This window comes from Paenibacillus sp. A14 (assembly GCF_036864815.1).
Taxonomy (GTDB): domain Bacteria; phylum Bacillota; class Bacilli; order Paenibacillales; family Paenibacillaceae; genus Fontibacillus; species Fontibacillus sanfengchensis.
Genome location: NZ_JBAGJD010000003.1, coordinates 497,221 through 518,705, shown reverse-complemented (window position 1 = coordinate 518,705; position 21,485 = coordinate 497,221). Strand labels below are relative to the sequence as shown.

Here is a 21,485-nt window from a genome sequence, read left to right as displayed (position 1 = left end):
TGCTCGAATTTTACAAGGGAATGTGCTTATTTTGAATGGAGTATATCTGGCGGCTTCCCTAAAATAACGATAGATGCATCAAACTTTATCAGGGAGGTCAAAAGATGAAAGCGTTACTAAAAAAATCGATGAGTATCGTATTGGCGTTGGGGCTTGCAGGCAGCTTGGCCGCATGTTCATCCGAATCTTCCGGGGGGAAATCCTCGGGTGAAAGTGGAAGCGGTTCCATTAAGTTGACCCTATGGGATCAATCCGTAGGCAATACGGACCCGTCGGCCAAATTGCTGCCGCAAATCATTGAGAAGTGGAACAGCGAGCATCCCGATATCCAAGTCGAACGGACAGGTACGACCGGCGAACAGTATAAAACCAAAATCAAAACATCGCTCGCCGCCGGCGAAGCGCCCGACATTTTTTACGGCATGGGCGGCGGCAGTTTCATGCAGCCTTATATCGAATCCGGAAACGTGCTTGATATCTCCGGCTATCTGACAGATGAAATCAAGTCGAGAATGGCACCGGGCATGTTAGAAGCCATCGAAACGGACGGGAAAATCTATACGCTTCCGGTGTTCACCCATATTGCCAACCTTTATGTAAATACCGAATTGTTTGAAAAAGCGGGAGCGAAAATCCCGACGACATATACGGAACTGCTCGATGCGGTAGAGAAATTGAAGGCGGCGGGAATTACTCCGGCACTCATCGGCGAGAAAGACCGCTGGCCGGGCATGTATTGGTACGACATGATTGCGATGCGCCAAGCCGGACGCGACGCCGTAATCGAGGCGTTTAAGGATCCTTCCAAATGGGATTCGCCGGACTTTGTTGCGGCAGCGACCAAATTGCAGGAGTTGGCAAAAGCGGGCGCATTCAACAGCAGCATGCTGAGCATGAGCTACGATGAAATGCTGGGCGCGTTCAATGCGGGCAGCGGCGCTATGATGTTCCAAGCCAACTGGGTAAATGCCGGGATCGAAGATCCGTCGGCGGCGACGAAAGGAAAGGTTCAAGTTATTCCTTTCCCGGTCTTTGAAGACGGTAAGGGCAAAGCCAGCGAAATTTTCGGCGTAGCCGTTGACGGGAACTATATCAACAGCACGACGAAGCATCCGAAAGAAGCGGCTGAGTTCCTGATTTATTTGAGTGAGCAGCTTGGTACCCAGGGTTATTTAGCCGGTGCCGGACTTCCAACCTGGAACACGGAAGGGCTGGATACATCAACCCTTTCCACACTGGATAAATCGGCTGCCGAAATTTTGAAAACGGCAACATCGTTCATTTCATGGTGGGATAACATTCTTCCCGCCGAGTCTGCGGAAACGCATAAGAACCTGATTGCCACGCTCCTGGCAGGCGATATTACGCCTGAAGAGTTCTGCAAACAGATGGCGCAGCTTAAACCGACGGAACTCGATCTTTGATCCTTGAATAATCTCAAACCGGATGTGGCCAGAGGAATCCCTGGCCACATCTTTGAGAGGAGAACTCACGATGAATTCAGTATTTTCGAATAAGGCAGCGATTGCGATATTTGTTCTTCCTACCTTACTTATTTTTTGCGGGATTGTATTAGTTCCGATTTTCGTCTCGAGTTATTATAGCGTATTGGATTGGAACGGCGTCGGTAAAGGTGTTTTTATCGGACTGGATAACTATGTAGAGATGTTCACGGATGCCAGGGCCTTGCATTCCATCCGGAACTCCTTCCTGTTCGCCGCGGCTTCCATCTTCATTCAGTTGCCGATTTCCCTGCTGCTTGCCTTGGTCCTGGCTTCTTCGGTGAAAGGCGAAGGCTTTTATCGGACGGTGTATTTTATCCCGGTGTTGATTTCCACCGTTGTTATCGCGCAATTATGGTCCAAAATCTACAATGCGGATTACGGCCTTTTAAATACATTGCTCGAGAACTTAGGCCTTTCCGGGTTGGCCCAGGACTGGCTTGGACAGAAGAAAACCGCGCTTGTTGCCTCTTTTATTCCGACCTTATGGCAGTACGTCGGTTACCATATGCTGCTGATGTATGCCGGGGCGAAGTCGATTTCGCAGGATATTTTCGAAGCGGCCAAAATTGACGGGGCTTCTCGCATCCGGACGGCATTCGCCATTACCATCCCGCTCATGAAACCCATCCTTAAAGTCTGTCTCGTCTTCTCGGTCATTGGAGCCTTCAAGGTATTCGATCTGGTGTATGTCCTTACGGGCGGCGGCCCCTTGTTCGCCACCGAGGTGCCGAGCACTTTGATGTACACGACGATTTTCAATACGTACAGATATGGCTACGGCAGTGCGGTATCCGTCTTTATTATCCTGGAATGCTTGATATTTACGGTAATGATCAATAAATTCTTCAAGACCGAATAGGGGTGAACATGTTGAGTACTGCAGAAGCAAGGTTGCCCAAGAAGCCGTCATTCATAGGGAAGTTCCTGTTGCAAGCCTTTTTAGTCATCGTGGCGATTGTACAGATTTATCCCCTTATTTGGCTGGCGTTCTTCTCGCTGAAAGACAATAGCGAAATCTTCAGCGGCGATGTGGCGGGATTTCCGAAGAAGCTCCTCTGGAGCAACTATGCCAAGGCGTTGTCGGACGGCAACGTAATGAATTACTTCAATAACAGCGTGTTGGTGACCGCGGCCTCCATTATTCTGGTTTTGATTTTGTCCTCGATGGCGGCCTATGCCATCACGAGAATGAACTGGAAGCTTAACAATTTGACGATGACGCTGATCCTCCTCGGGATGATGGTTCCGATTCACGCGGCGCTGCTGCCGTTGTTTATGGTTCTGAAAAATCTGCATTTGCTGAACACCTACTGGTCGTTGATTATTCCTTACGTGGCTTTTGGGATTCCGATGGCCGTGTTTATCCTAGGCAGCTTCTTCAAGGGTGTCCCCCGCGAGATGGAGGAATCCGCGGTTATTGACGGATGCGGCATCTACAAAACCTTCTTTCACATTATTCTGCCGTTGATTCGTCCTGCGATCGCTACAGTTGCGATCTTTACCTTCCTCTCCTGCTGGAACGAGTTGATGTTTGCGGTGACCTTCATCAATGACGCTCACTATCAGACGCTGACGGTCGGGATGATGTCGATGGTCGGAACTTATATTACGCAGTGGGGAATTATCGGGGCCGGGCTGATGATTACGACCGTCCCTACGGTAGTTATTTATTTGCTGCTGAATAAGCAAGTCCAAAATAGCATGATTGCGGGCGCAGTCAAAGGATAAGACGTGAAGGGAGAACATGCGATGAAAGCAAGGATCACGGTCAATGTCGATCCGCATCGCGAGGCCGCGGTATCGCTTTCGTTGCGCGGACTGGCGGGAATCGCGAATGTCTCCGGCCGAGTGCTGACGCATGCCGACATGACCGCGCACAATACGTTCGAGCAGCCGGAGACGGTGAAGCCGCGGGCGTTTGACGGGATTGCGAACGTAAGTGTGGACGGCTTGACGGCAATGCTGCCGCCGATGTCTGTCGTCATGCTGTCATTTTCCTAAGGGAGGGAATGACCCATGGAATATCCTATGAATCGGAGGAATGGTATCGTGGGCGAATTATCATTGGTCCATCAAGTCTCCACCCAGAAAAAGGCCGTCGCCTTTACGTTTGACGATGGACCGGATCCGTTGTACACGAAACAACTGCTGGACATTTTCCGCAAGGCCAACGGCAAAGCGACCTTTTTCATGATCGGCCAGGAGATCGAAGCGTTCGAAGACATTGCAAAGGAAGTTCATGCCGCCGGGCATGAACTTGCCAATCATTCTTACTCGCATCCTGATTTGACAAAGATTACGCTTGAGGAAGCGCGTGAGGAAATAAAGCGGGCGGACGAGATCATTCGCCGGGTAACAGGGCAGTCTCCGTCGAATTTCAGGCCCCCGTATTTTGCCGTGAATGATGAACTTCTTTCGCTTGCCGCGAAGCTCGGGTACCGCTCGATCGGATGTGTTAACGGCCAAGCCAAAGATTGGGAGCAGCCCGGCGTCGATTTTATACTGGAGCAGACGAGGGCAGCATGCAGGGAAGGCAGTATATTTATATTTCATGACGGGTATGGCGAACGGGCTCAAACGATTGAAGCCGTCCGGGTATTGGTCGATGAGCTGGCTGCTGACGGTTATCGGTTTTTGACCGTCAGCGAGCTGCTTGGGCTTGGGGATCTCATCGTATGAACAAGACGTTGATCATCAACCCGATTATATGGGCGGACGTGCCGGACGTGGATCCCATCCGGGTCGAGAACGCCTATTACTTGGTCAGCACCAGCATGCATTCGATGCCGGGCTGTCCCATTATGAGATCCGAAGATTTGCTGCACTGGGAGATCGTCGGTTACGTATACGAGACGTTCGAAGACAACGACGCGCATCGAATGGAAAACGGTAAAAACATATACGCGCGAGGCTCCTGGGCTGCCAGCCTGCGGCATCATCGGGGCAAATTCTATGTTTGCTTTTCAAGCAATGATACGGATCGTTTTTATGTGTACAGCACGGCCGATGTGGTTCAGGGGCCTTGGCGGCGCTCGGTCATCGACGGACTGCGGCATGATCCAGGCCTGCTCTTCGATAATGACCGGGTGTTCGTTATATACGGCAACGGGGACATTCACATCACCGAGCTGACCGCCGATGCAATGGCACTCAAGCCTGACGGAATCCATCAACTTCTGTTCGAAACGGAGCGGGAGGGTATCGGATTGCGTTGCGAAGGTTGCCATGCCTATCGGATCAACGGTTATTATTATTTGCTGTTCATTGAATGGCCAAAGCCTGGGATCGGTAACGGCCAGCGCAGGCAAATCTGTTACCGCTCCCGGGAACTGCTTGGACCCTATGAACGGAGGATCGTGTTGGACGACGATCTCGGTTACCATAACAAAGGAATCGCTCAAGGAGGCATATTCGATACGCCGGATGGCAAGTGGTACGCGATGTTGTTCCAAGATCATGATGCTGTCGGCAGAATCCCGTACCTGGTCCCGGTAGCTTGGAAAGAGGATTGGCCTGTGTTCGGCATGGAAGGAGGCAAGGTGCCGGAACGACTTGAGGTCGAATTGCCTTCCGTGCCTACGATGCCGCTCGTGATCAGCGATGAATTTGAATACGAGAAGGATAAGCTGGTTCTGAATTGGCAGTGGAACCATAACCCGAATAACCTGCTGTGGTCGGTGACGGAACGCCCCGGTTTCTTGAGACTTACGACGGGCAGCCTGGCAACAGGCGTCCTTCAAGCCCGCAACACGTTAACCCAGCGCACGGAAGGTCCATCATGCAAGGGGGTCACCTTGTTGGACACGGCCGGCATGAAGCCCGGCGATCATGCGGGACTTGTTGCCCTGCAAAGCCGTTTTGGCACCATCGGCGTCAAGGTGGGGCAGAGTGGCGACAAGTTCATAACCATGAGCGTGAACGGGGGGGACGGCAAAGAAAAGGAACTGGAAACCGTGCGAATTTACGGCAACGAGGTGTATTTGAAGATTCATTTTAATTTTGAGAACAGCGTGGACTTGGCAACCTTTTATTACTCCGTCGACGGGTCGGAATGGAAGAGGATCGGCGGCCCGCTGAACATGCGGTATACCCTGGATCATTTTATGGGTTATCGCATCGGGTTGTATTACTATGCGACCGGGGAAATCGGCGGCATTGCCGACTTCGATTATTTCCATTACGAGAAAGGCGTAAAATGAACGGGAGTCTGCCAAACACACTTTGGAGATTAAAATGGCGGATGGACAAAAGGATAAGCGGTTTACGATCCTGGGATTCGGCTATTCACCGTAATGAATTCATTTTGGAGGAAAATACGAAAGGAGAGAACGGAATGAGAACAACAGCTCCAGAAGGCTACGATCAGTACAGGGAAAATATTGCCCGTGGAAACGTGGAGATGGTGGAGTATTTCTCCGAAACCGTAGGGAATCCCCGTAAAACGAGGATATATATGCCCCCAGGATATTCCCGAAACCAAACTTATAACGTATTGTACCTTTTGCACGGTATTGGAGGGGATGAAAACGAATGGTTCAACCATGGGCAGCCCCAGATCATCCTGGATAACCTTTACGCCGACGACATGCTGGAGCCCATGATCGTCGTGTTTCCTAACGGCCGAGCCATGCCGGACGACCGTCCCGTTGGAGATATTTTCGACCCGGAGAAGATCCGGGCGTTCGAAAGATTCGAATCCGACCTGCTCCAGGATCTGATTCCGTGGATCGAGTCGAAATACTCGGTATCGACAGACCGGGAGAGCCGCGCGATCGCAGGCTTGTCCATGGGCGGCGGGCAGTCCCTGAACATCGGCTCGAACCATCTCGACCGGTTTGCCTGGATCGGAGCCTTTTCCCCGGCGCCTAATACCAAAGCTCCCGATCAGCTATTTCCCGATCCGCGGGAAGCTGCGGCTCTTCTCCGACTGCTGTGGCTTTCCTGTGGAGATCAGGATGATCTCAAGCATCTCAGCGAACGGACGCATGCTTATTTGGCGGATCATGGTGTACCTCACATATGGTTTGAGGAAAGCGGAGGCCACGATTGGTCCGTGTGGAAAAACGATTTGTATCATTTCTCCCAGCGGTTATTCAAAGTTACAAAATGAGAAGAGAGTGCTTCAGTTGATGAGGAGGACGTCATGAAATGAAAAAGCAAGGATTAAATCCCTACCTGCCGTCATGGGAATATGTACCTGACGGAGAACCCTATGTTTTTAACGGCAGGGTTTATGTGTACGGCTCGCACGATCGTTTCAACGGAGATGTGTTTTGTATTAACGATTATGTGTGCTGGTCGGCACCCGTGGACGATTTGGGCGACTGGCGATATGAAGGTGTGATTTACAAGAAAACGGATGACCCGCTTAATCCGGACGGCAGAATGTGCCTTTATGCGCCTGACGTTACCGTCGGCCCGGATGGTCGGTATTATCTCTACTATGTTCTGGATAAGGTTTCTATTGTTTCGGTAGCCGTTTGCGATACACCGGCCGGCAAATATGAATTTTACGGTTACGTCAGGTATGCGGACGGAACACGCCTGGGAGAAAGAGAAGGCGACGAGCCCCAGTTTGATCCGGGCGTGTTGACGGAAGGAGAGAAGACCTATCTGTATACCGGTTTCTGTGCAATTGGAGACAAATCCAGACACGGGGCCATGGCCACGGTGCTTGGTCCCGATATGCTGACGATCGTGGAAGAACCTGTCTTTGTCGCGCCGAGCGAACCTTACAGCAAGGGCAGCGGGTTTGAAGGACATGAGTTTTTTGAGGCTCCTTCCATAAGGAAGAAGGGCGATACCTATTATCTTGTCTATTCCTCGATCGCCATGCATGAATTGTGTTATGCCACCAGCCAATTTCCGACAAAAGGATTTGTCTACCAAGGGGTTGTCGTAAGCAACAACGACCTTCATATGGATTCCTACAAGCCGGCGGACAAACCGATGAATTACGGCGGCAATAATCATGGCAGCATCGTTCAAATCAACGGGAATTGGTTTGTTTTTTACCATAGACATACCAACGGCACAGCTTTCTGTCGGCAAGGCTGTCTCGAGCCGATCGCTTTCCGGGAGGACGGAACGATCCCTCAGGTGGAGATGACCTCCTGCGGTCCGAATGGCGGACCGCTTGCGGGGCGCGGGGAATATCCCGCTTACCTGGCATGTAATCTGTTTTGCAAAGACGAGGCGCTGTATACCGGCGGTTTCGGCTCGGGGGCATGGCTGGATAGCCGATTCCCGAAAATATCCCAGGATGGAAAAGACGGAGATGAAGAAATCGGGTACATCGCCAATATGACGGATTCCGCTACGGCCGGTTTCAAGTATTTTGACTGCCATGGAATCCGGAAGATTAAAATCAAGGTGCGCGGCTACTGCCACGGTGTCTTTGAGGTGAAAACAGCTTGGGACGGCCCGGCTCTCGGAAATATACCGGTTAATTTTACGAATATCTGGACGGAGTATTCTGCCGATCTCGCCATACCGGACGGCATACAAGCGTTATATTTTACATATAGAGGCTCGGGAGGCGCAAGCCTGTCCTCGTTTACGTTACTTGGAGATGAATAGGAACGCCAATTCAAAAAGCGGTCTCAGTTCGCAGGGTTTGCGAAGAGGCCGCTTGTTGTTCTTTTCTATTTGACCGAGTTTCTATTTCATATCCCGCCAGTTTTGGATATTGTTCTCCCAAATATATTTATATTTATCGATAATATCTCTTGCCGTTTTTGGCTTTTGTCCAGTTAAAGTTTCAATGGCATCGGAATGAACGTTTAATAGCCCTTCTTTAATGCTGGCATCGGTTGTCACGAGATCATCGCCGCAGAAAGGAACAGGCGAGCGGGAGAAATCTCCGCTAATTTCTCTGGGAATGTGCAGTTTTTCCAGGTGCTCGTAATATTGCTCCGCATTCACAGGGACATACTCCAGGTCTTTGCCGGAAACTTCCTTGATGAGGTTGCACAGATCCCTTACGGAAACGGACTCTGATCCGACGATGTTGTAAGCCTTGTTGTTCTCGCCCTTTCCGAGCAGCGCTGCGGCTGCGGCCCGTGCGCAATCGTCTTTGTGGACGAGAGTAGCCCGCTCTTCACCGGCTGTGCTCAACCATTTATTGTCGGACATCAGCGCCAACATCGTATACATGGTCAGATAGTTTTCTAAATATAAGTTATTTCTCATTGCATTGTAGGCAATGCCTGTCGACTTTAAGTAGTTTTCAGTCGCCGTATGGTCCGGAGTTACAAAAACGTGAGCGTAATTAGGATCTGTCGCACCGATAAATGAACTATACGTGATGTGAGAGACTCCTGCTTTGATTGCCGTGTCAATCGCATTTTTGTGTTGTTGGACTCTTCTGCCTACTTCAAGGCCAGAGACAATATAGATACGATCCCCATCTTTGAAAGCCCGTTCCATGGATGGAATGTCATCATAATTGATTTCAAAGATTTTGACGCCCGCATTTTCCCAACGTTGAACCGTATCTTTGGGAATTCTGTCTTTCTTCATGCAGGTGAAGGTTAAATTGCGACCATCCACTTCTGCGAGCACTGTTTCCGCCACACGGCTTGCTAGTTGACCATCTACGCCTGTTACAATATAACGCATGTTTATTCCTTCTCTCTAGTGATTATTTTCACAACTAAAGAGTAGCACAGGTTGACACTTGAGTGAAATTACCCTATGTTATGAGTTATAAAAAGGATTTATATATTAAAAAGGGTGTTTCGAGTGAATATACAGCAACTCAAGTGTTTTGTTTCTCTTGCTGAAACACTGAATTTTTCGACAACGGCGGAGAAATTAAATTTGACCCAGCCCGCTGTAAGCCATAATATTAAAAGCTTAGAAAATGAACTGGGAATCACTTTATTTGTTCGCAACAAAAGAACCGTAAATTTGACGATAGCCGGCCATAGCTTCTACGAAGATTTAGAAGGACTTCTATTCCGATTGGACCAATCCATTAAGAAAGCACAGCGGCTTTCGGAGAAATATGAAAGTACCTTGATCATCGGATACACGGAGACGGTTTTTGAAAAGAATTTCTTGCCGGACCTTATTAAGCGATTTAAGGAACAATATCCGCAGATCCAAATCCAGTTGAAAAAGTCTAATTTGACAAGAGAGAAAGAAGACCTTTTGAACCAAAAGTTTGATATCGTCTTTACTACAGAAGATAATTTGGGAAAGGATACTGATTTTTGTTTTTACCCCGTACATCGAGGGTCTTATGGTTGTATACTGCCCCCCCATCATCCTTTTGCGAAGGAAAGTGAGTTGTCCATCGAACAATTAAATCATCAATCGCTCGTTTTGTTTGATGATCACCAATCCCCCCCAACCCTAAAAAGGCTGCACAGGCAAATCATTGAGAATTGTCCGGATTCCGTTTATACCTACGGAGATACCATCAATACCGTACATACCATGATAAAGAGTGATCTTGGCATTTCGGTTCTGCCGGACTTCGTAATTGGAGAGGATCATGAAATCGTCTTCGTTCCTTTAAGCCATACTGAAGAAGTGATCTACGGTATCGCCTGCCTCAGAAGCGAAGAGCGCTTGGAAGTAAAACGCTGGATTTCAAATATTAGAGAGTTATTCACTTAAATCCAACCTGAACCGGGCAATGGGAAATCCTTGCTTTGGCTTCAGGTTTTTTATAGCTTTACGGCAACAAGGCGGGCTCTCGAATTAAGTTCACCAAACATATCCATGCGCAATAATATGGAGTTTTCGTGAAACTTCCCGATCATCGCCGCTGAACAGCCGTTCGGCGGCGATTTGTAGTTGAAGGGCTGAGACGACATTCGATATAATACGGGTCTGAGTTTGAATTATGGGGTGGATCATGTGAAATGGGGCATTGGTTTACGCAATATGAAGACAGGACTGGCCATCTGCATTTGTGTCTTAATATCGGCGATGTTGAAGCTGGAATATCCGTTCTACGCGGCGATCGCCACGATCATTTCGATGGAAAATTCGGTGACCAATTCATTTACGGCGGGCAAATACCGGACGATGGGCACGATAGTCGGGGCGATTGTGGGCGCCGGCTTCGCGTTTGTCGAGCCGGGAAACGCGGTGTACTGCGCCCTCGGTGTCATGATTGTGATCTATATTTGCAACCTGCTGAAATGGAACAAATCGGTTTCCATCGGCTGCATCGTATTTCTCGCGATCATGCTGAATCTTCAGCCGGGCGAGAGCCCGCTATTCTATGGGATTAACCGAATTACGGATACGCTGATCGGGATCGTTGTCGCCGTGGTCGTCAATTATGCCGTCTTTCCGCCCAAACATGAAATCAGCCTGCACAAAAAGCGTAAAGCGCTGGCCAGGCGGATGGCCGACGTATTTGAGCAGATCGCCGAGCGCGGGGAAGAAGCCGATTTAAAGAGCCTTCGTTCTGAACTTGGCAACCTGGAGAAATATTACCGGCTGTGTAAGGACGAGTTTCACCTGAAAAAAGACGTCAGTGAAACGATGGAACAAATCGGCGAGGAAGTTGAATCCTACCGGCATATTTACGAGCATTTGATTATTTTGCGGCGGCTCATGGATGAGCATCGCTTGGAGCTCGCGGCAAGCACGGAAGTTGCGGCCTGCAACGCGGATTGCGCTCGTGCCGGTCAGATCCAAACCGCAGCTAAAGCGGAGGCGGAACGTACGGATGTAGAGATTCGGAGCAGTATAGCCATCGTTTATGATTACCACGTAAATTGGATTTATAACAAATTGCAGAAGCTGGGGATGCCGGTCCCGCTAAAGGAAATGATCCGGCGGGCGAATGGAGCGGATCTGCGTCCCGTCAAGGAGGTAGTGCAATAATAAAATGCAGTCAGAAGGCCTTTGTCCAACGGGATAAAGGCCTTAATTTTGCCTGCAATTGTTTCATTCGTGAAATGAAGGGTCGGGAATGGTTATAATCGTTCTTAACATACCGTAAACCCGGGCGAGCTCGTCATAAGCTTCACGTTGAGCCAGACTAATCTTGAAATAAAGCACCATTTCACCGATAAAGAGCACAATCCGTTGTTCGACCCGCTCTTCCACATCTGCTGAGAGGAAAATCGCTGCTTTTTTGAAAAAAGGATCGCGGTCGTTCTCTTGAATTTCGTTAACAGGTCCCAGCGAGCTTAATTCTTTCCTCAGAAACTCTCGCATTTCGTGGACGTTCAGTGTTTCGTAGAATAGCCGGTTTATCGATACATGGGATTGTTCATCATAGGAAACAAGATGATCTTCCCGGGGTTTAATGGAGATTAGAGGAGTATATTCAGGTAATACATAGAAGTAATAACCTTGACTGCTGCTCAAGTAATAGGCCGTTTCAACAAGGCCATACCCGGTATCGATTCCTTTGGATTGTGGTAGAGCGGCGTTCCAATAGGGCAATGGGATGCACAAGTTTTGTCCGGGAACAAGAGCTTGAGGCGCGATGCCGGGATTTGCGGACATCAGTTTGTCCGGGGTGATTTTGACCCAATGCGACAATTCGTAGTAGGTATCTCCTTTTTGTATGGTATAGTTCCAAGAATGGAGACCGCACTGGCTGCGGTTGGGAAAGGGATATCCGTTGTATCGTGCCGGCGATAGTTCATACGATGGAATACAGATGACTTGGCCGATCATTAACCTATTCGGATTTAGAAAGGGGTTGGCCTGAATCAGGTGGGGTAAGGGCACCTGAAAAAACTGAGCGATTCGGTAAAGGGTATCCCCGGCCTTAATAGTATACGTAAAGGAACCTGGAGGACAGGTCCCGGTAGGGATGCATAGCTGTTGCCCCACATATAGAATATTCGGATCCTGAATGGACGGATTATAGTATAAGATGTCCTCCCAGTACACATTAAATTTATCGACTAAAGCTAACAAGGTATCCCCCGGCTGAACGGTATAGGGCATTCCCCAAGGGCACTGACTGGTTGGGCGATACATAAAAACTCTCCTTCATTGTTGGGATGAATTATTATATTCGCCTATTTATTTTTGGTGAGAGGGTCGTCCATTTACTTTAGGGCGACCCCGGAGGGAATTTATCTACTCATTTGCATCATATCTTTATAAGCAGGATAGTTGTGGATCGCAATTCCGCCAAACCCGAAGTGGTCGGCAAAAAAAGAGGAAACCGTGCCTAATTGCTGATTCATATAATCCAGGCCACCGTGATAATATGTGATTTCGTCCGGGATAGTACCGCCGTTGGGAGCGTTGGTCTCCGCGCCGATGTAAACCTTTTTACCCATTTTCGCCGCGTAATCGATCTCCGCCTGGGTTGCCCGAATTTGCCGGTCGGCCGTATTGCGGTACGCCATGATGGATACGGTGTCCACGATATCTATGACAAAATAACTCAACGGCTTTTTCTCCCCGCCCGTCTCTACAATGACCGGGTTTTCTCCTGTGGCATACCACCACGGAATCGCCGCGTTGAACTCCAGACTTTGGTCGTTCAGGGCAATTTGATTCGCTATTTTCTTCAGAACCTGAATAAATTGATAACTTACGGAGCCTCTTTTGGTTTTGTATTCGGGAAGGGTATGGGGTTCGATGTCATATTGAATCCCGTCAAATTTAGTGGAAGGGTGGGACGTATTAAAGAGAAGGACTTGACGAAGCTCCTCCAAGGCTTCGCTATGATGGGTTTCGAGCGCCCAGTTGGCTCTTCCTACGAGCGCAAAAACACGGATTCCGCTGTCATGAGCTCTTCGGATCAGCTCCTCATAAGTAGCGGGTTGATCCGGCAGCGTTCTTCGGGTACCGATGAACAATAAGTTGATTTCATGATCTTTTAAAAAACTCAATAACTGGGTGATCTTGTTTGAATCCGCGGCCGCTTCATAAAAGTCCCAAACCCATAATGCTTTCGTACGTCCGCTGTCCGCGTTGGCCGTATAGGGGACTGCGTTCATCAACAAAAAAACGGATAAAAACAAGATGGTTGCCACTTTTTTCACTTATTCCTCCACTCCATTCTCTATATATTTTCTTAATCAAAAACCAGATTATCATAGAAGTGGAAATTGTCGAATGGTCTGTTTGGACTAATATAGTGTGCTAATTATGTTTGATATCGTTAATTCCACTGATATGATGGAGAGAACGAAGAAATAGGCTTAAAGGAGTGAGTTGATGCAAAAAATGAGGTTGAAACTGGAAATCTATATCAATCAATACCTGGAATTATGGGATTATTACGGTGTTATACAAGTTAAACGGAAAGGAGAAGTGCTTTTTGAAAACGCATACGGTTATGCCAATCTCGAATTTGGAATTAGGAACGAGATGAACACCCGCTTCTCGTTAGCTTCCGTGTCGAAACAGTTTACGGCGTTTGCGGTCCTGCTTCTGCATGAGCGGCATCTGATCGACATCGATACATCCGCACAATTGTATCTCCCGCCCGAGTTGAACATCGACGATTCGATCACGATCCATCATTTACTTTCCCATACTTCCGGATTATATAATTTTTATAATTTCGAAAGTGACTTTTTTGCCGGATACAACCGAATGAATTACTCGCAAAGAGATTTCTTTCGGCTATATTTCGATCATAAACCTGTCGAACCACCCGGCACGGTATATAATTACAATAACGCGAACTATAATTTGCTCGCTTGGATTATTGAATATGTCAGTGGAGAGGCCTATGCGGATTTTATTCGCAACCAATTATTTTTACCTTTGGGGATGATGGACAGCGATGTGGATGACGGTTGCAAACCGATCCGAAACAAATCAAGCAATTATGTAAAAGATTTTGATGCGACGATTAAAAGCCCATATTATAACGAGAAATTCAGCATAGGTGCAGGCGCCGTCGTTTCCACATGCGATGATTTGTACAAATGGTATGCCTGTTTGCGGGACCGGAAGATCTTGTCGCGAGAAACATACGCCCGCTTTTTCAACAGGAATAAAAACAACTATTGCTACGGGTTGGAATATCGCCAACTTCACGGTACAAGCCGATATGCGCATGGAGGAGATCATCTGGGGATCAGCACTTATACGCAGTACAATTTCGATGAAGATATTTGCATCCTCATTCTCTCAAATAACGAGGCCATCAATCAGTATAGACTGGGCGATGCCATTTCGGAACTTCTGTATCATGTGAATGTAGAGTCACCGGCTAAACACAAAGAGGTTCCCATCGGCGAAAACAGGCTACAAGAGTACTGTGGAACTTATTTGCAAGATAAGATCCAGATTGAACGGATTAACGGAAAATTATATTTTACGAGATTCTCCGGCAATTTGCATATCGAGATCTATCCGGTAGGCGACGGGCTATTTGCACGCAGATATAGCGACCAGATCGAACCTTATCGTTTTATCAAGAATGAAAAGGGAGAGATGACGTTTTTCGGATATCCCAAATTGGACTAGTGCCTCGTCAAGCATCGTAGTAGGGGGAAATGGGAATACGCTGGGTGCTTGATAAGACATCCCTATCGTATTTTAGCTTACGACGATTAAGGTGCTTAGCGCACTTTCCAACACTTCCAATTCCAAAAGATGCAAATCTGCAGGTATTTCCCTAGGCTCTTGCTGTCGCTGTCGCTGCAATAGCGGCCTTTTGGGCCATTATTCCAGCCCGATTCGCCTCCACCGAGAAAATAGCGGTCAAAAAAGGTCTTATTTCCTGCCGCGGGTCCAATAATCAGGTTTTAGCCTGCTTTTCGCTAAAATAGGACCTTAAAAAGCACTAGCGTTGCATTAACCCGCGAGGTCTAACGGCTGTAGCAGCCTCCCTTTGAAAGCCGGGCAGGTGAATAAGTGCCTTATGCGGCGCTGTTTTGGCGAATTCGGCTGGACGGGGGGGAAATAGCCGACTTTGAGGCAATGACGTTGCATCAAACCTACCTTGATGCTGTCCATTTGGGGCCAATCCGCCGCTTCGGCAAGCAACATGTCGAACTTAGATCGTCGTCTCCCCCTCTAAACCATGCTAACGGTCGCCACAGCCGTTATTTGCCCGGTTTGCGCTGACTCCAAATTCTAACGGCCGCACGGCCCCTATTTCATATAATTATGGCTGTTTTGGTCGAAGTGATGGTAAATAACGGTCCACACGACCGTTAAAATCCCAATACGTGATTCAATCGCAACATACGGCTCTGACGGCCGTTAGACTTCCTAACTGCAGAACCTTGTTTAAAAGGCCGGTACTTTTTTGCGAAGCTCTTTAAAAGCGATTAAGGCATCAAGGCTCCGTTGTAATCATGTGTCAGGGTTAAGGCAACGCTAGTGCCTTTTGCGCCGCTATTTTGTCGAATTCGGCTCATCGGTAAGGAATCGGCTACTTGATGGCACGTTTAAGAAAAATTGCGAAATCTTTTTCTATCCCGTATAATACTGAAGAAACGTTCAGTATTATTTTTTTTCTGAGCGACTCTTGATGCCCGGGGTCCTAATGAACTGCTTTAGAAAGGGGTGAGCGGGTGAACAAAAAGAAACAGCAGACCGAGCAGACCAAGAAGAGAATCGCCGATGCGGCCAAGGATTTATTTGTTCACAAAGGCTATAAGGCTACATCGATCGAAGATATTGTGAAAGCCACCGGATGCAGCGCCGGCAACATTTATTATCATTTCAAAAGCAAGGAAGGGCTGTTCTTCTATCTTATCGAAGATTGGAACAGGGAATGGGAAGAGAATTGGCTGACGAAGGAACCGCTCTATTCCACCACGGTCGATAAATTGTATGGTATGGCTGAACATTTGGCGAACGACCAAATCAACCATCCATTGACCAAGGCGATTGATGAATTCTACAACAATGCGGAGAAGGCTTCGGACATTGAGGAACGCATGAACGAAATGGTCAAGGGATACATCGCCTTTAATGAGCAGTTGCTGCAACAGGGTATCGATAAAGGTGAGTTTAAAAATAGGGATGTAACCGGACTGGCCATTATCCTGGACAGCTTGGTGCTCGGTTTGAACCAGCATACGCTGAGAATGGGACGCGAGCGAGCGCTGGCGACCTACCGTTTGGCGATGGATGTATTTTTGCATGGGATTGTTTAGCCGTCAGGCTAATTTTTTTACAAAGATATAGAATGAAAATTCAGTATTTAGGTTTGTTGAAGGAGAGTTAGAGAAATGGCACTATTACTTAAAAATCGGGGAGCTATACTGATCCTCATGCTCAATCTGTTTCTTGTCTTTACGGGAATCGGACTTGTCATTCCGATTATGCCGAAGTTCATCGAAAGTTTAGGCATTACCGGGGGCATCGTCGGTCTGTTGGTGGCGGCTTTCTCGCTCACCCAGTTCTTGTTTTCGCCGGTGGCCGGCCGCTTGGCCGATTTGTTCGGACGGAAAAGACTGATCGTCTTCGGGATGCTTCTGTTTGCTTTCTCGGAAGCGTTGTTTGGCTTCACGAGCTCCACGGTACTGCTGTTTGCGTCCAGAATGCTCGGCGGCATCAGCGCGGCCATGATTATGCCGGCCGTTATGGCTTATGCGGCGGATATCACGACCAATGAGGAGCGGGCCGCGGGGATGGGATTTATCAACGCGTCCATCACGACGGGATTTATTATCGGACCGGGCCTTGGCGGGTATGTCGCCGAGTTGGGGCTGCGGGTTCCGTTTTATTTTGCGGCGATCGCCGGCGTGCTTGCGGCTTTAATCAACTTGTTGATCCTTCCCGAATCCAAGCCGGTTAAGCAGGAAAGCTCGAAATCACCGGCTGTGGCTAAGCAGCCGAGAGGCCTTTTGACACAACTGCGGTATGCGTATCGGGAGCCTTATTTTTTCAGCTTGATCATCGTTTTCGTCATGTCATTCGGCCTGGCCAACTTTGAAACTGTCTTTGGATTGTTCGTCGACCACAAGTTCGGATTTGGGCCGCAGGATATCGCTTTTATCATTACTTTCGGCTCCATATCGGGCGCGGTGATTCAAGCTACCGGCTTTAGCTGGATCCTCAAGCGTTTTGGGGAGAAGCGGGTCATCTCGGTTTGTCTGCTTTTTGCGGGCGTGTTTATTCTTCTGACGCTGTTTGTACACAAATTCTGGTTGATCTTTGCGGTGACCTTTATTATCTTTCTCGCGATCGACATCCTGCGTCCGGCCATCAGTACGCAAATGTCCATGGTGGCCGAAGATCAGCAGGGCTATGTCGCCGGCCTCAACTCGGCCTTCACCAGTTTGGGCAATATTGTCGGCCCGATCGTTGCCGGATTTTTGTTCGATCTGGATATCAATTATCCGTATACGCTCGCGTTTGTGGTTCTGTTGCTTTGCTTCTTCCTGTCCATTCGGACGGGTAAACCGGGGCGACAGGAAGCGCCGGCATCTTCTTGATAAAATAAATAAAAGGCAAAAAGGGGCCGTTCCTGAGCAAAGTCATTCGCTTGGAACGGCCCTTGGCGTAGGGTGAAAAGGCGGCAAAGCGATGGTTAGTTCTTGTCGGCGAAGTCGGGATATGCTAAACTTCTGAAAACAGGAGATGATCAGATGAATGGGAAGCTGTCGTTTAAAGCCTTGAACCACCCTAAGCTGGTGGACGAGGTGGTCAATCAGTTGCAGCAAAAAATATCCAGCGGCGAAATTCGTCCGGGAGATAAATTGCCTATAGAGCCTGAACTAATGGAACTGTTTGGCGTCGGCCGTTCCACGATCCGGGAGGCGATCCGGGTGTTGGTGCACGCCGGTTTGCTGGAGAAGAAACAAGGATACGGCACATATTTGAAGAGCGCTCCCGTTATTCAGGAACCGCTGGTTCATCGTCTGCATCGGGCGGAACTTATGGAAGTGTTCGAGGCGAGGAAGATGCTGGAAGTTGAAATTTCCAGGCTGGCCGCCCTTCGCCGTGATGAAGGAGATTTGCGGAACATGCGCGAACACCTGGACACACGCAGTTTAGCCCTGCAGCAAAACGATCGCGACCTTTACGTGAAGTCGGATATCGAGTTTCATTTGTCTATCGCAATCGCCAGCAAGAACGGCGTCATCATCGATATGTTCCGTACGTTTTCGCACGTATTAAGCGATGCTATGAGTAAACTAAACCAAGAGTACAGCTCGCACGATCCGCAATCCCATTGCCATGAGCAATTATATGAGGCGATTCGCGGCATGAATCCGGATGTTGCCGTATCCTGGACCCTGAAAATTTTGGAGGGCACCATGGCGGAGTTGTAATTCATTCAACTGCCAGTAAACAGCAGATGATATGATTGTTGTAACCCAGACGATGAGGAGGAGAAACAGGTGATGTCAAATATTGTTGAAGTGAAAGATGTCTATTGGAAACGCGAAGAGAAAGTCATACTGAAGGATGTCAACTGGACGATCTCCAAAGGCGAACACTGGGCCATCCTAGGACTTAACGGTTCGGGGAAGACTACGTTATTGAATATGATTACGGGGTATATTTGGCCGACGGAGGGGCAGATTTCCGTGTTGGGCGAACGTTATGGAACAGTGGATCTGCGGGAAATGCGGCGGCGGATCGGCTGGGTCAGCTCGTCTTTTCAAGAACGGATTCATCCCAATGAGCAGACGCAGCATTTGGTAATCAGCGGGCTTCACGCTTCCATCGGCTTGTTCGAGAAACCTACGGACGAGCACGTTCAAAAAGCCGTTCACCTTATGGAGACGCTGGGCTGCGGACACCTGGTCGACCGCCAATATCAGACCTGCTCTCAAGGGGAAAAGCAGAAGCTGTTGATCGCCCGCGCGCTGATGGCTTCCCCCGAGCTGCTGATCCTGGACGAAGCGTGCAACGGACTGGACCTCCTGTCCCGGGAATCCCTGCTGCAGAGCATCGCTAACTTGATGAAGGAAAAAGATGCGCCCACGCTTCTATATGTCACACATCATGTGGAGGAAATTTTGCCGGAGTTTACCCATTCCTTGCTGCTTCGGAAGGGAACCGTGTTTGCCAGCGGAAGAACGACGGAGGTTCTTACGAGCGAGCGGTTAACGGCTCTATTTGAAACCCCGGTTCAAGTGACCTGGAAAAACGAGCGGGCTTGGCTTTCGTTAACATAATGAACAGGAAAGGGCCGCCTAGAGCAACCATTACATTACCGGTTGTTCCTGGGCGGCCTCTCGTTATTTCAACACGATTCCGTCTTAGTTGGAGGGGGTGGGGGCGGGCTCTTTCGCTTTGGACAGCAGCAAGAGCTGGATGAAGGTTAGCAGCGCCGCCCCTAGGATACAGGCCAAAGCCGCGTACATGGCTGCAAGATAAGCCCCGCCGCTCGACTCGAGCACGGCGAAGTAGAGCGTACCGATGACCGCGACGCCCAATACATTGGCCGTTTGCATCATCGTGCTGAGAATGCCGGAGGCGGCGCCGATCTGGTTCGGACCAACCCGCGACAGAATGGCGGTAAACAAGGGCGCGCCGACGATTCCCTGGCCGATTCCCGCCAGAAAGAGCGAGGGAATGAAATGCGTCCATTGCAGGCTTTCCCCAAAATGATGGATCGTATAGAACAAATATCCGCAGCTGAGTGCCATCACCGCCGCACCGGCGGGAAGCAGCCGGAACCCCCATCTCTTAACACCGCGCGGCGCGAGCATCGATCCGAGAAAAAATCCGACGCCGATGGATAGGAAAGAAAGCGCCGATGTCATCGGTGAGAACGATAGGCCTTCTTGCAGAAACAAGGAAAGGGTCAAAAACAGAGCGGCATTTCCGCCTTGGTACGCCAGGATGGACAAAACGCCGAACCGGAACGATTTTTCCGCAAAAAGCGTGGCGGGCATCAGCGGAAACCCGTTCCGTTTCATCAGCCGCCCCTCATACCGAACGAAGCCGAACAGAAACAGGAGAGAAGCGGCAAGGCAAAAGAACACCCACAGGGGCCAACCTGCTTCACGCCCCATGACGAGCGGAAAAGTCATCGCTGTAAGACCTGCGGCGGATAGCAGGAGTCCTGCGAGGTCCAGTTTTTTGCTTCCTTCCACCATCGATTCCCGGACAAAGGGCAGGGACAGAGCCATCGCGATCAGACCGATCGGCAGATTGATCAGAAATACCGTTCGCCAACCGAGGCCGAACAAGTCGGCGTGAAGAAGAAGTCCGCCGGCGATTTGACCGGCAACTACGGCAATCCCGCTGATCGCACCGTACCAGCCGAGCGCCTTCGGCCGTTCTTCGGCCGGGAAACTGGCCTGGATCGTGGACAGCACTTGAGGCACCATGATCGCGGCCGCCAGCCCTTGCAGGATGCGGGCCAGAACGAGCATTTCCGCCGTGGGAGCGAATCCGCACAGGGCCGAAGCCGCAACAAAGCCGCCCATACCGGCGATAAACATCTTTTTCCGTCCGAATAAATCCCCGAACCGTCCTCCCGAAATCAAAAAGACCGCGTAGGACAGCACGTATCCCGCCAATATAAATTGCAGCTGAATCGAAGTGGCCTCCAGATCCTGCTGAATCGAAGGCGCCGCCACATTGACGATAAAAGAATCCAGGATAACCATAAATGTCGCCGAAAGGACGATGGCCAGCGACCCCCATCTTCGTGGATCGAGTTTAGTTAGAAGCTGATTTTGGATCAAGTGAATCACTCGCTTTCTTTTCTTTTTAATGGAGTGTGAGAGGTATGCATGAATACTACTAATAAAACCGGAAAAATAAAGATGGTTGGAATTAACACTAGTGTTATTTTGAAATACTACCATGGTCTAAGCGATTCGTCAAACCCCGCGAATTTAGAGCTTTTTGGAGTGGATAGGTGAAATATTCGCGCCGTAAAGCAAAGCAAATGAACGTGTTGCCTGCTTAAGTCGCGGAACCCTTTGGGAGCAGCCCGGTAAATCGTTTGAAAAGCCGGGTAAATTGAGCCCGATCATGGGAAGGAGTCAACTTCCATTGGCTTAGCATGATATCAGTCCATCCGGCCCCACGGCCCGAAAGAAAGAGAGGACCTGCGCTGGTGTTGAAATCGAGTTCGGAAGGTTCTTTTCGCACTTTTGATCT

19 protein-coding genes are annotated in these 21,485 nt (G+C 49.2%); 15 read left to right on the top strand and 4 right to left on the bottom strand.

Translation table 11 applies throughout. From position 1 onward, the window contains the following. Positions 1-104: 104 nt before the first annotated feature. The 8 genes from V4U88_RS10395 to V4U88_RS10360 all read left to right on the top strand — a co-directional run bounded on the left by V4U88_RS10395 (position 105) and on the right by V4U88_RS10360 (position 8,084). Complete coding sequence (locus tag V4U88_RS10395; protein WP_334073187.1) at positions 105-1,424, top strand: extracellular solute-binding protein; 1,320 nt, start codon at positions 105-107, stop codon at positions 1,422-1,424. A gap of 70 nt (positions 1,425-1,494) precedes the next feature. Next, positions 1,495-2,364 carry a carbohydrate ABC transporter permease gene (locus tag V4U88_RS10390; protein WP_334073186.1) on the top strand — a complete coding sequence of 290 codons (870 nt, stop codon included), beginning with the start codon at positions 1,495-1,497 and terminating at the stop codon, positions 2,362-2,364. A gap of 68 nt (positions 2,365-2,432) precedes the next feature. Continuing rightward, positions 2,433-3,233: a carbohydrate ABC transporter permease gene (locus tag V4U88_RS10385; protein WP_334073185.1), complete on the top strand. Its 801-nt coding sequence runs from the start codon at positions 2,433-2,435 to the stop codon at positions 3,231-3,233. 21 nt (positions 3,234-3,254) lie between these two features. Then, a complete protein-coding gene (locus V4U88_RS10380) occupies positions 3,255-3,506 on the top strand; it encodes an alpha-L-arabinofuranosidase C-terminal domain-containing protein (protein ID WP_334073184.1) in 252 nt (83 codons plus the stop codon). A 48-nt stretch (positions 3,507-3,554) separates the two neighbouring features. After that, complete coding sequence (locus tag V4U88_RS10375; protein ID WP_334073183.1) at positions 3,555-4,184, top strand: polysaccharide deacetylase family protein; 630 nt, start codon at positions 3,555-3,557, stop codon at positions 4,182-4,184. Beyond that, the gene (locus V4U88_RS10370) at positions 4,181-5,704 is read left to right on the top strand and encodes a glycoside hydrolase family 43 protein (RefSeq protein WP_334073182.1); all 1,524 of its coding nucleotides are present in this window, start codon (positions 4,181-4,183) and stop codon (positions 5,702-5,704) included. Before V4U88_RS10375 ends, V4U88_RS10370 begins: the two co-directional genes overlap by 4 nt. A 134-nt stretch (positions 5,705-5,838) precedes the next feature. Next, positions 5,839-6,615, top strand: coding sequence for an alpha/beta hydrolase (locus V4U88_RS10365; RefSeq protein ID WP_334073181.1), 777 nt, complete (start codon positions 5,839-5,841; stop codon positions 6,613-6,615). Positions 6,616-6,653: 38 nt separating this feature from the next. Continuing rightward, a complete protein-coding gene (locus V4U88_RS10360) occupies positions 6,654-8,084 on the top strand; it encodes a family 43 glycosylhydrolase (protein WP_334073180.1) in 1,431 nt (476 codons plus the stop codon). 81 nt (positions 8,085-8,165) lie between these two features. On the opposite strand, the gene V4U88_RS10355 is transcribed toward V4U88_RS10360, so the two are convergent. Then, positions 8,166-9,125: an NmrA family NAD(P)-binding protein gene (locus tag V4U88_RS10355; protein ID WP_334073179.1), complete on the bottom strand. Its 960-nt coding sequence runs from the start codon at positions 9,123-9,125 to the stop codon at positions 8,166-8,168. 123 nt (positions 9,126-9,248) lie between these two features. Here V4U88_RS10355 and V4U88_RS10350 point away from each other — a divergent pair, with 123 nt between their 5' ends. Together V4U88_RS10350 and V4U88_RS10345 are read left to right on the top strand one after the other, a co-directional pair. Next, on the top strand, positions 9,249-10,130 hold the full coding sequence (locus V4U88_RS10350) for a LysR family transcriptional regulator (RefSeq protein ID WP_334073178.1): 882 nt from the start codon (positions 9,249-9,251) through the stop codon (positions 10,128-10,130). 243 nt (positions 10,131-10,373) lie between these two features. Further along, positions 10,374-11,354: an FUSC family protein gene (locus tag V4U88_RS10345; protein ID WP_334073177.1), complete on the top strand. Its 981-nt coding sequence runs from the start codon at positions 10,374-10,376 to the stop codon at positions 11,352-11,354. 63 nt (positions 11,355-11,417) lie between these two features. Here V4U88_RS10345 and V4U88_RS10340 read toward each other — a convergent pair whose 3' ends face one another. Both V4U88_RS10340 and V4U88_RS10335 read right to left on the bottom strand, forming a co-directional pair. Continuing rightward, positions 11,418-12,158, bottom strand: coding sequence for a LysM peptidoglycan-binding domain-containing protein (locus V4U88_RS10340; protein ID WP_442951880.1), 741 nt, complete (start codon positions 12,156-12,158; stop codon positions 11,418-11,420). 407 nt (positions 12,159-12,565) lie between these two features. Continuing rightward, the gene (locus V4U88_RS10335; RefSeq protein WP_334073176.1) at positions 12,566-13,486 is read right to left on the bottom strand and encodes a hypothetical protein; all 921 of its coding nucleotides are present in this window, start codon (positions 13,484-13,486) and stop codon (positions 12,566-12,568) included. A 184-nt stretch (positions 13,487-13,670) separates the two neighbouring features. On the opposite strand from V4U88_RS10335, the gene V4U88_RS10330 reads away from it, so the two are divergent. From V4U88_RS10330 to V4U88_RS10310, 5 genes are all read left to right on the top strand, one after another. Continuing rightward, on the top strand, positions 13,671-14,924 hold the full coding sequence (locus V4U88_RS10330; RefSeq protein ID WP_334073175.1) for a serine hydrolase domain-containing protein: 1,254 nt from the start codon (positions 13,671-13,673) through the stop codon (positions 14,922-14,924). A gap of 1,055 nt (positions 14,925-15,979) precedes the next feature. Beyond that, the gene (locus V4U88_RS10325; RefSeq protein ID WP_334073174.1) at positions 15,980-16,567 is read left to right on the top strand and encodes a TetR/AcrR family transcriptional regulator; all 588 of its coding nucleotides are present in this window, start codon (positions 15,980-15,982) and stop codon (positions 16,565-16,567) included. A 75-nt stretch (positions 16,568-16,642) separates the two neighbouring features. Continuing rightward, positions 16,643-17,851, top strand: coding sequence for an MFS transporter (locus V4U88_RS10320; RefSeq protein WP_334073173.1), 1,209 nt, complete (start codon positions 16,643-16,645; stop codon positions 17,849-17,851). 153 nt (positions 17,852-18,004) lie between these two features. Continuing rightward, positions 18,005-18,691 carry a FadR/GntR family transcriptional regulator gene (locus V4U88_RS10315; protein WP_334073172.1) on the top strand — a complete coding sequence of 229 codons (687 nt, stop codon included), beginning with the start codon at positions 18,005-18,007 and terminating at the stop codon, positions 18,689-18,691. 72 nt (positions 18,692-18,763) lie between these two features. Then, entirely contained in the window at positions 18,764-19,543 is a 780-nt protein-coding gene (locus V4U88_RS10310; protein ID WP_334073171.1) for an ABC transporter ATP-binding protein, read from the top strand. An 84-nt stretch (positions 19,544-19,627) separates the two neighbouring features. Here V4U88_RS10310 and V4U88_RS10305 read toward each other — a convergent pair whose 3' ends face one another. Further along, positions 19,628-21,073: an MFS transporter gene (locus V4U88_RS10305; RefSeq protein ID WP_334073170.1), complete on the bottom strand. Its 1,446-nt coding sequence runs from the start codon at positions 21,071-21,073 to the stop codon at positions 19,628-19,630. Positions 21,074-21,485: the final 412 nt, after the last annotated feature.

Coding starts and splice junctions, on each gene's coding strand:
- V4U88_RS10360 (WP_334073180.1), top strand. CDS start 6,654: ATGAAAAAGCAAGGATTAAATCCCTACCTGCCGTCATGGGAATATGTA.
- V4U88_RS10390 (WP_334073186.1), top strand. CDS start 1,495: ATGAATTCAGTATTTTCGAATAAGGCAGCGATTGCGATATTTGTTCTT.
- V4U88_RS10315 (WP_334073172.1), top strand. CDS start 18,005: ATGAATGGGAAGCTGTCGTTTAAAGCCTTGAACCACCCTAAGCTGGTG.
- V4U88_RS10395 (WP_334073187.1), top strand. CDS start 105: ATGAAAGCGTTACTAAAAAAATCGATGAGTATCGTATTGGCGTTGGGG.
- V4U88_RS10370 (WP_334073182.1), top strand. CDS start 4,181: ATGAACAAGACGTTGATCATCAACCCGATTATATGGGCGGACGTGCCG.
- V4U88_RS10380 (WP_334073184.1), top strand. CDS start 3,255: ATGAAAGCAAGGATCACGGTCAATGTCGATCCGCATCGCGAGGCCGCG.
- V4U88_RS10330 (WP_334073175.1), top strand. CDS start 13,671: ATGAGGTTGAAACTGGAAATCTATATCAATCAATACCTGGAATTATGG.
- V4U88_RS10320 (WP_334073173.1), top strand. CDS start 16,643: ATGGCACTATTACTTAAAAATCGGGGAGCTATACTGATCCTCATGCTC.
- V4U88_RS10340 (WP_442951880.1), bottom strand. CDS start 12,158: ATGATCGGCCAAGTCATCTGTATTCCATCGTATGAACTATCGCCGGCA.
- V4U88_RS10355 (WP_334073179.1), bottom strand. CDS start 9,125: ATGCGTTATATTGTAACAGGCGTAGATGGTCAACTAGCAAGCCGTGTG.
- V4U88_RS10310 (WP_334073171.1), top strand. CDS start 18,764: ATGTCAAATATTGTTGAAGTGAAAGATGTCTATTGGAAACGCGAAGAG.
- V4U88_RS10365 (WP_334073181.1), top strand. CDS start 5,839: ATGAGAACAACAGCTCCAGAAGGCTACGATCAGTACAGGGAAAATATT.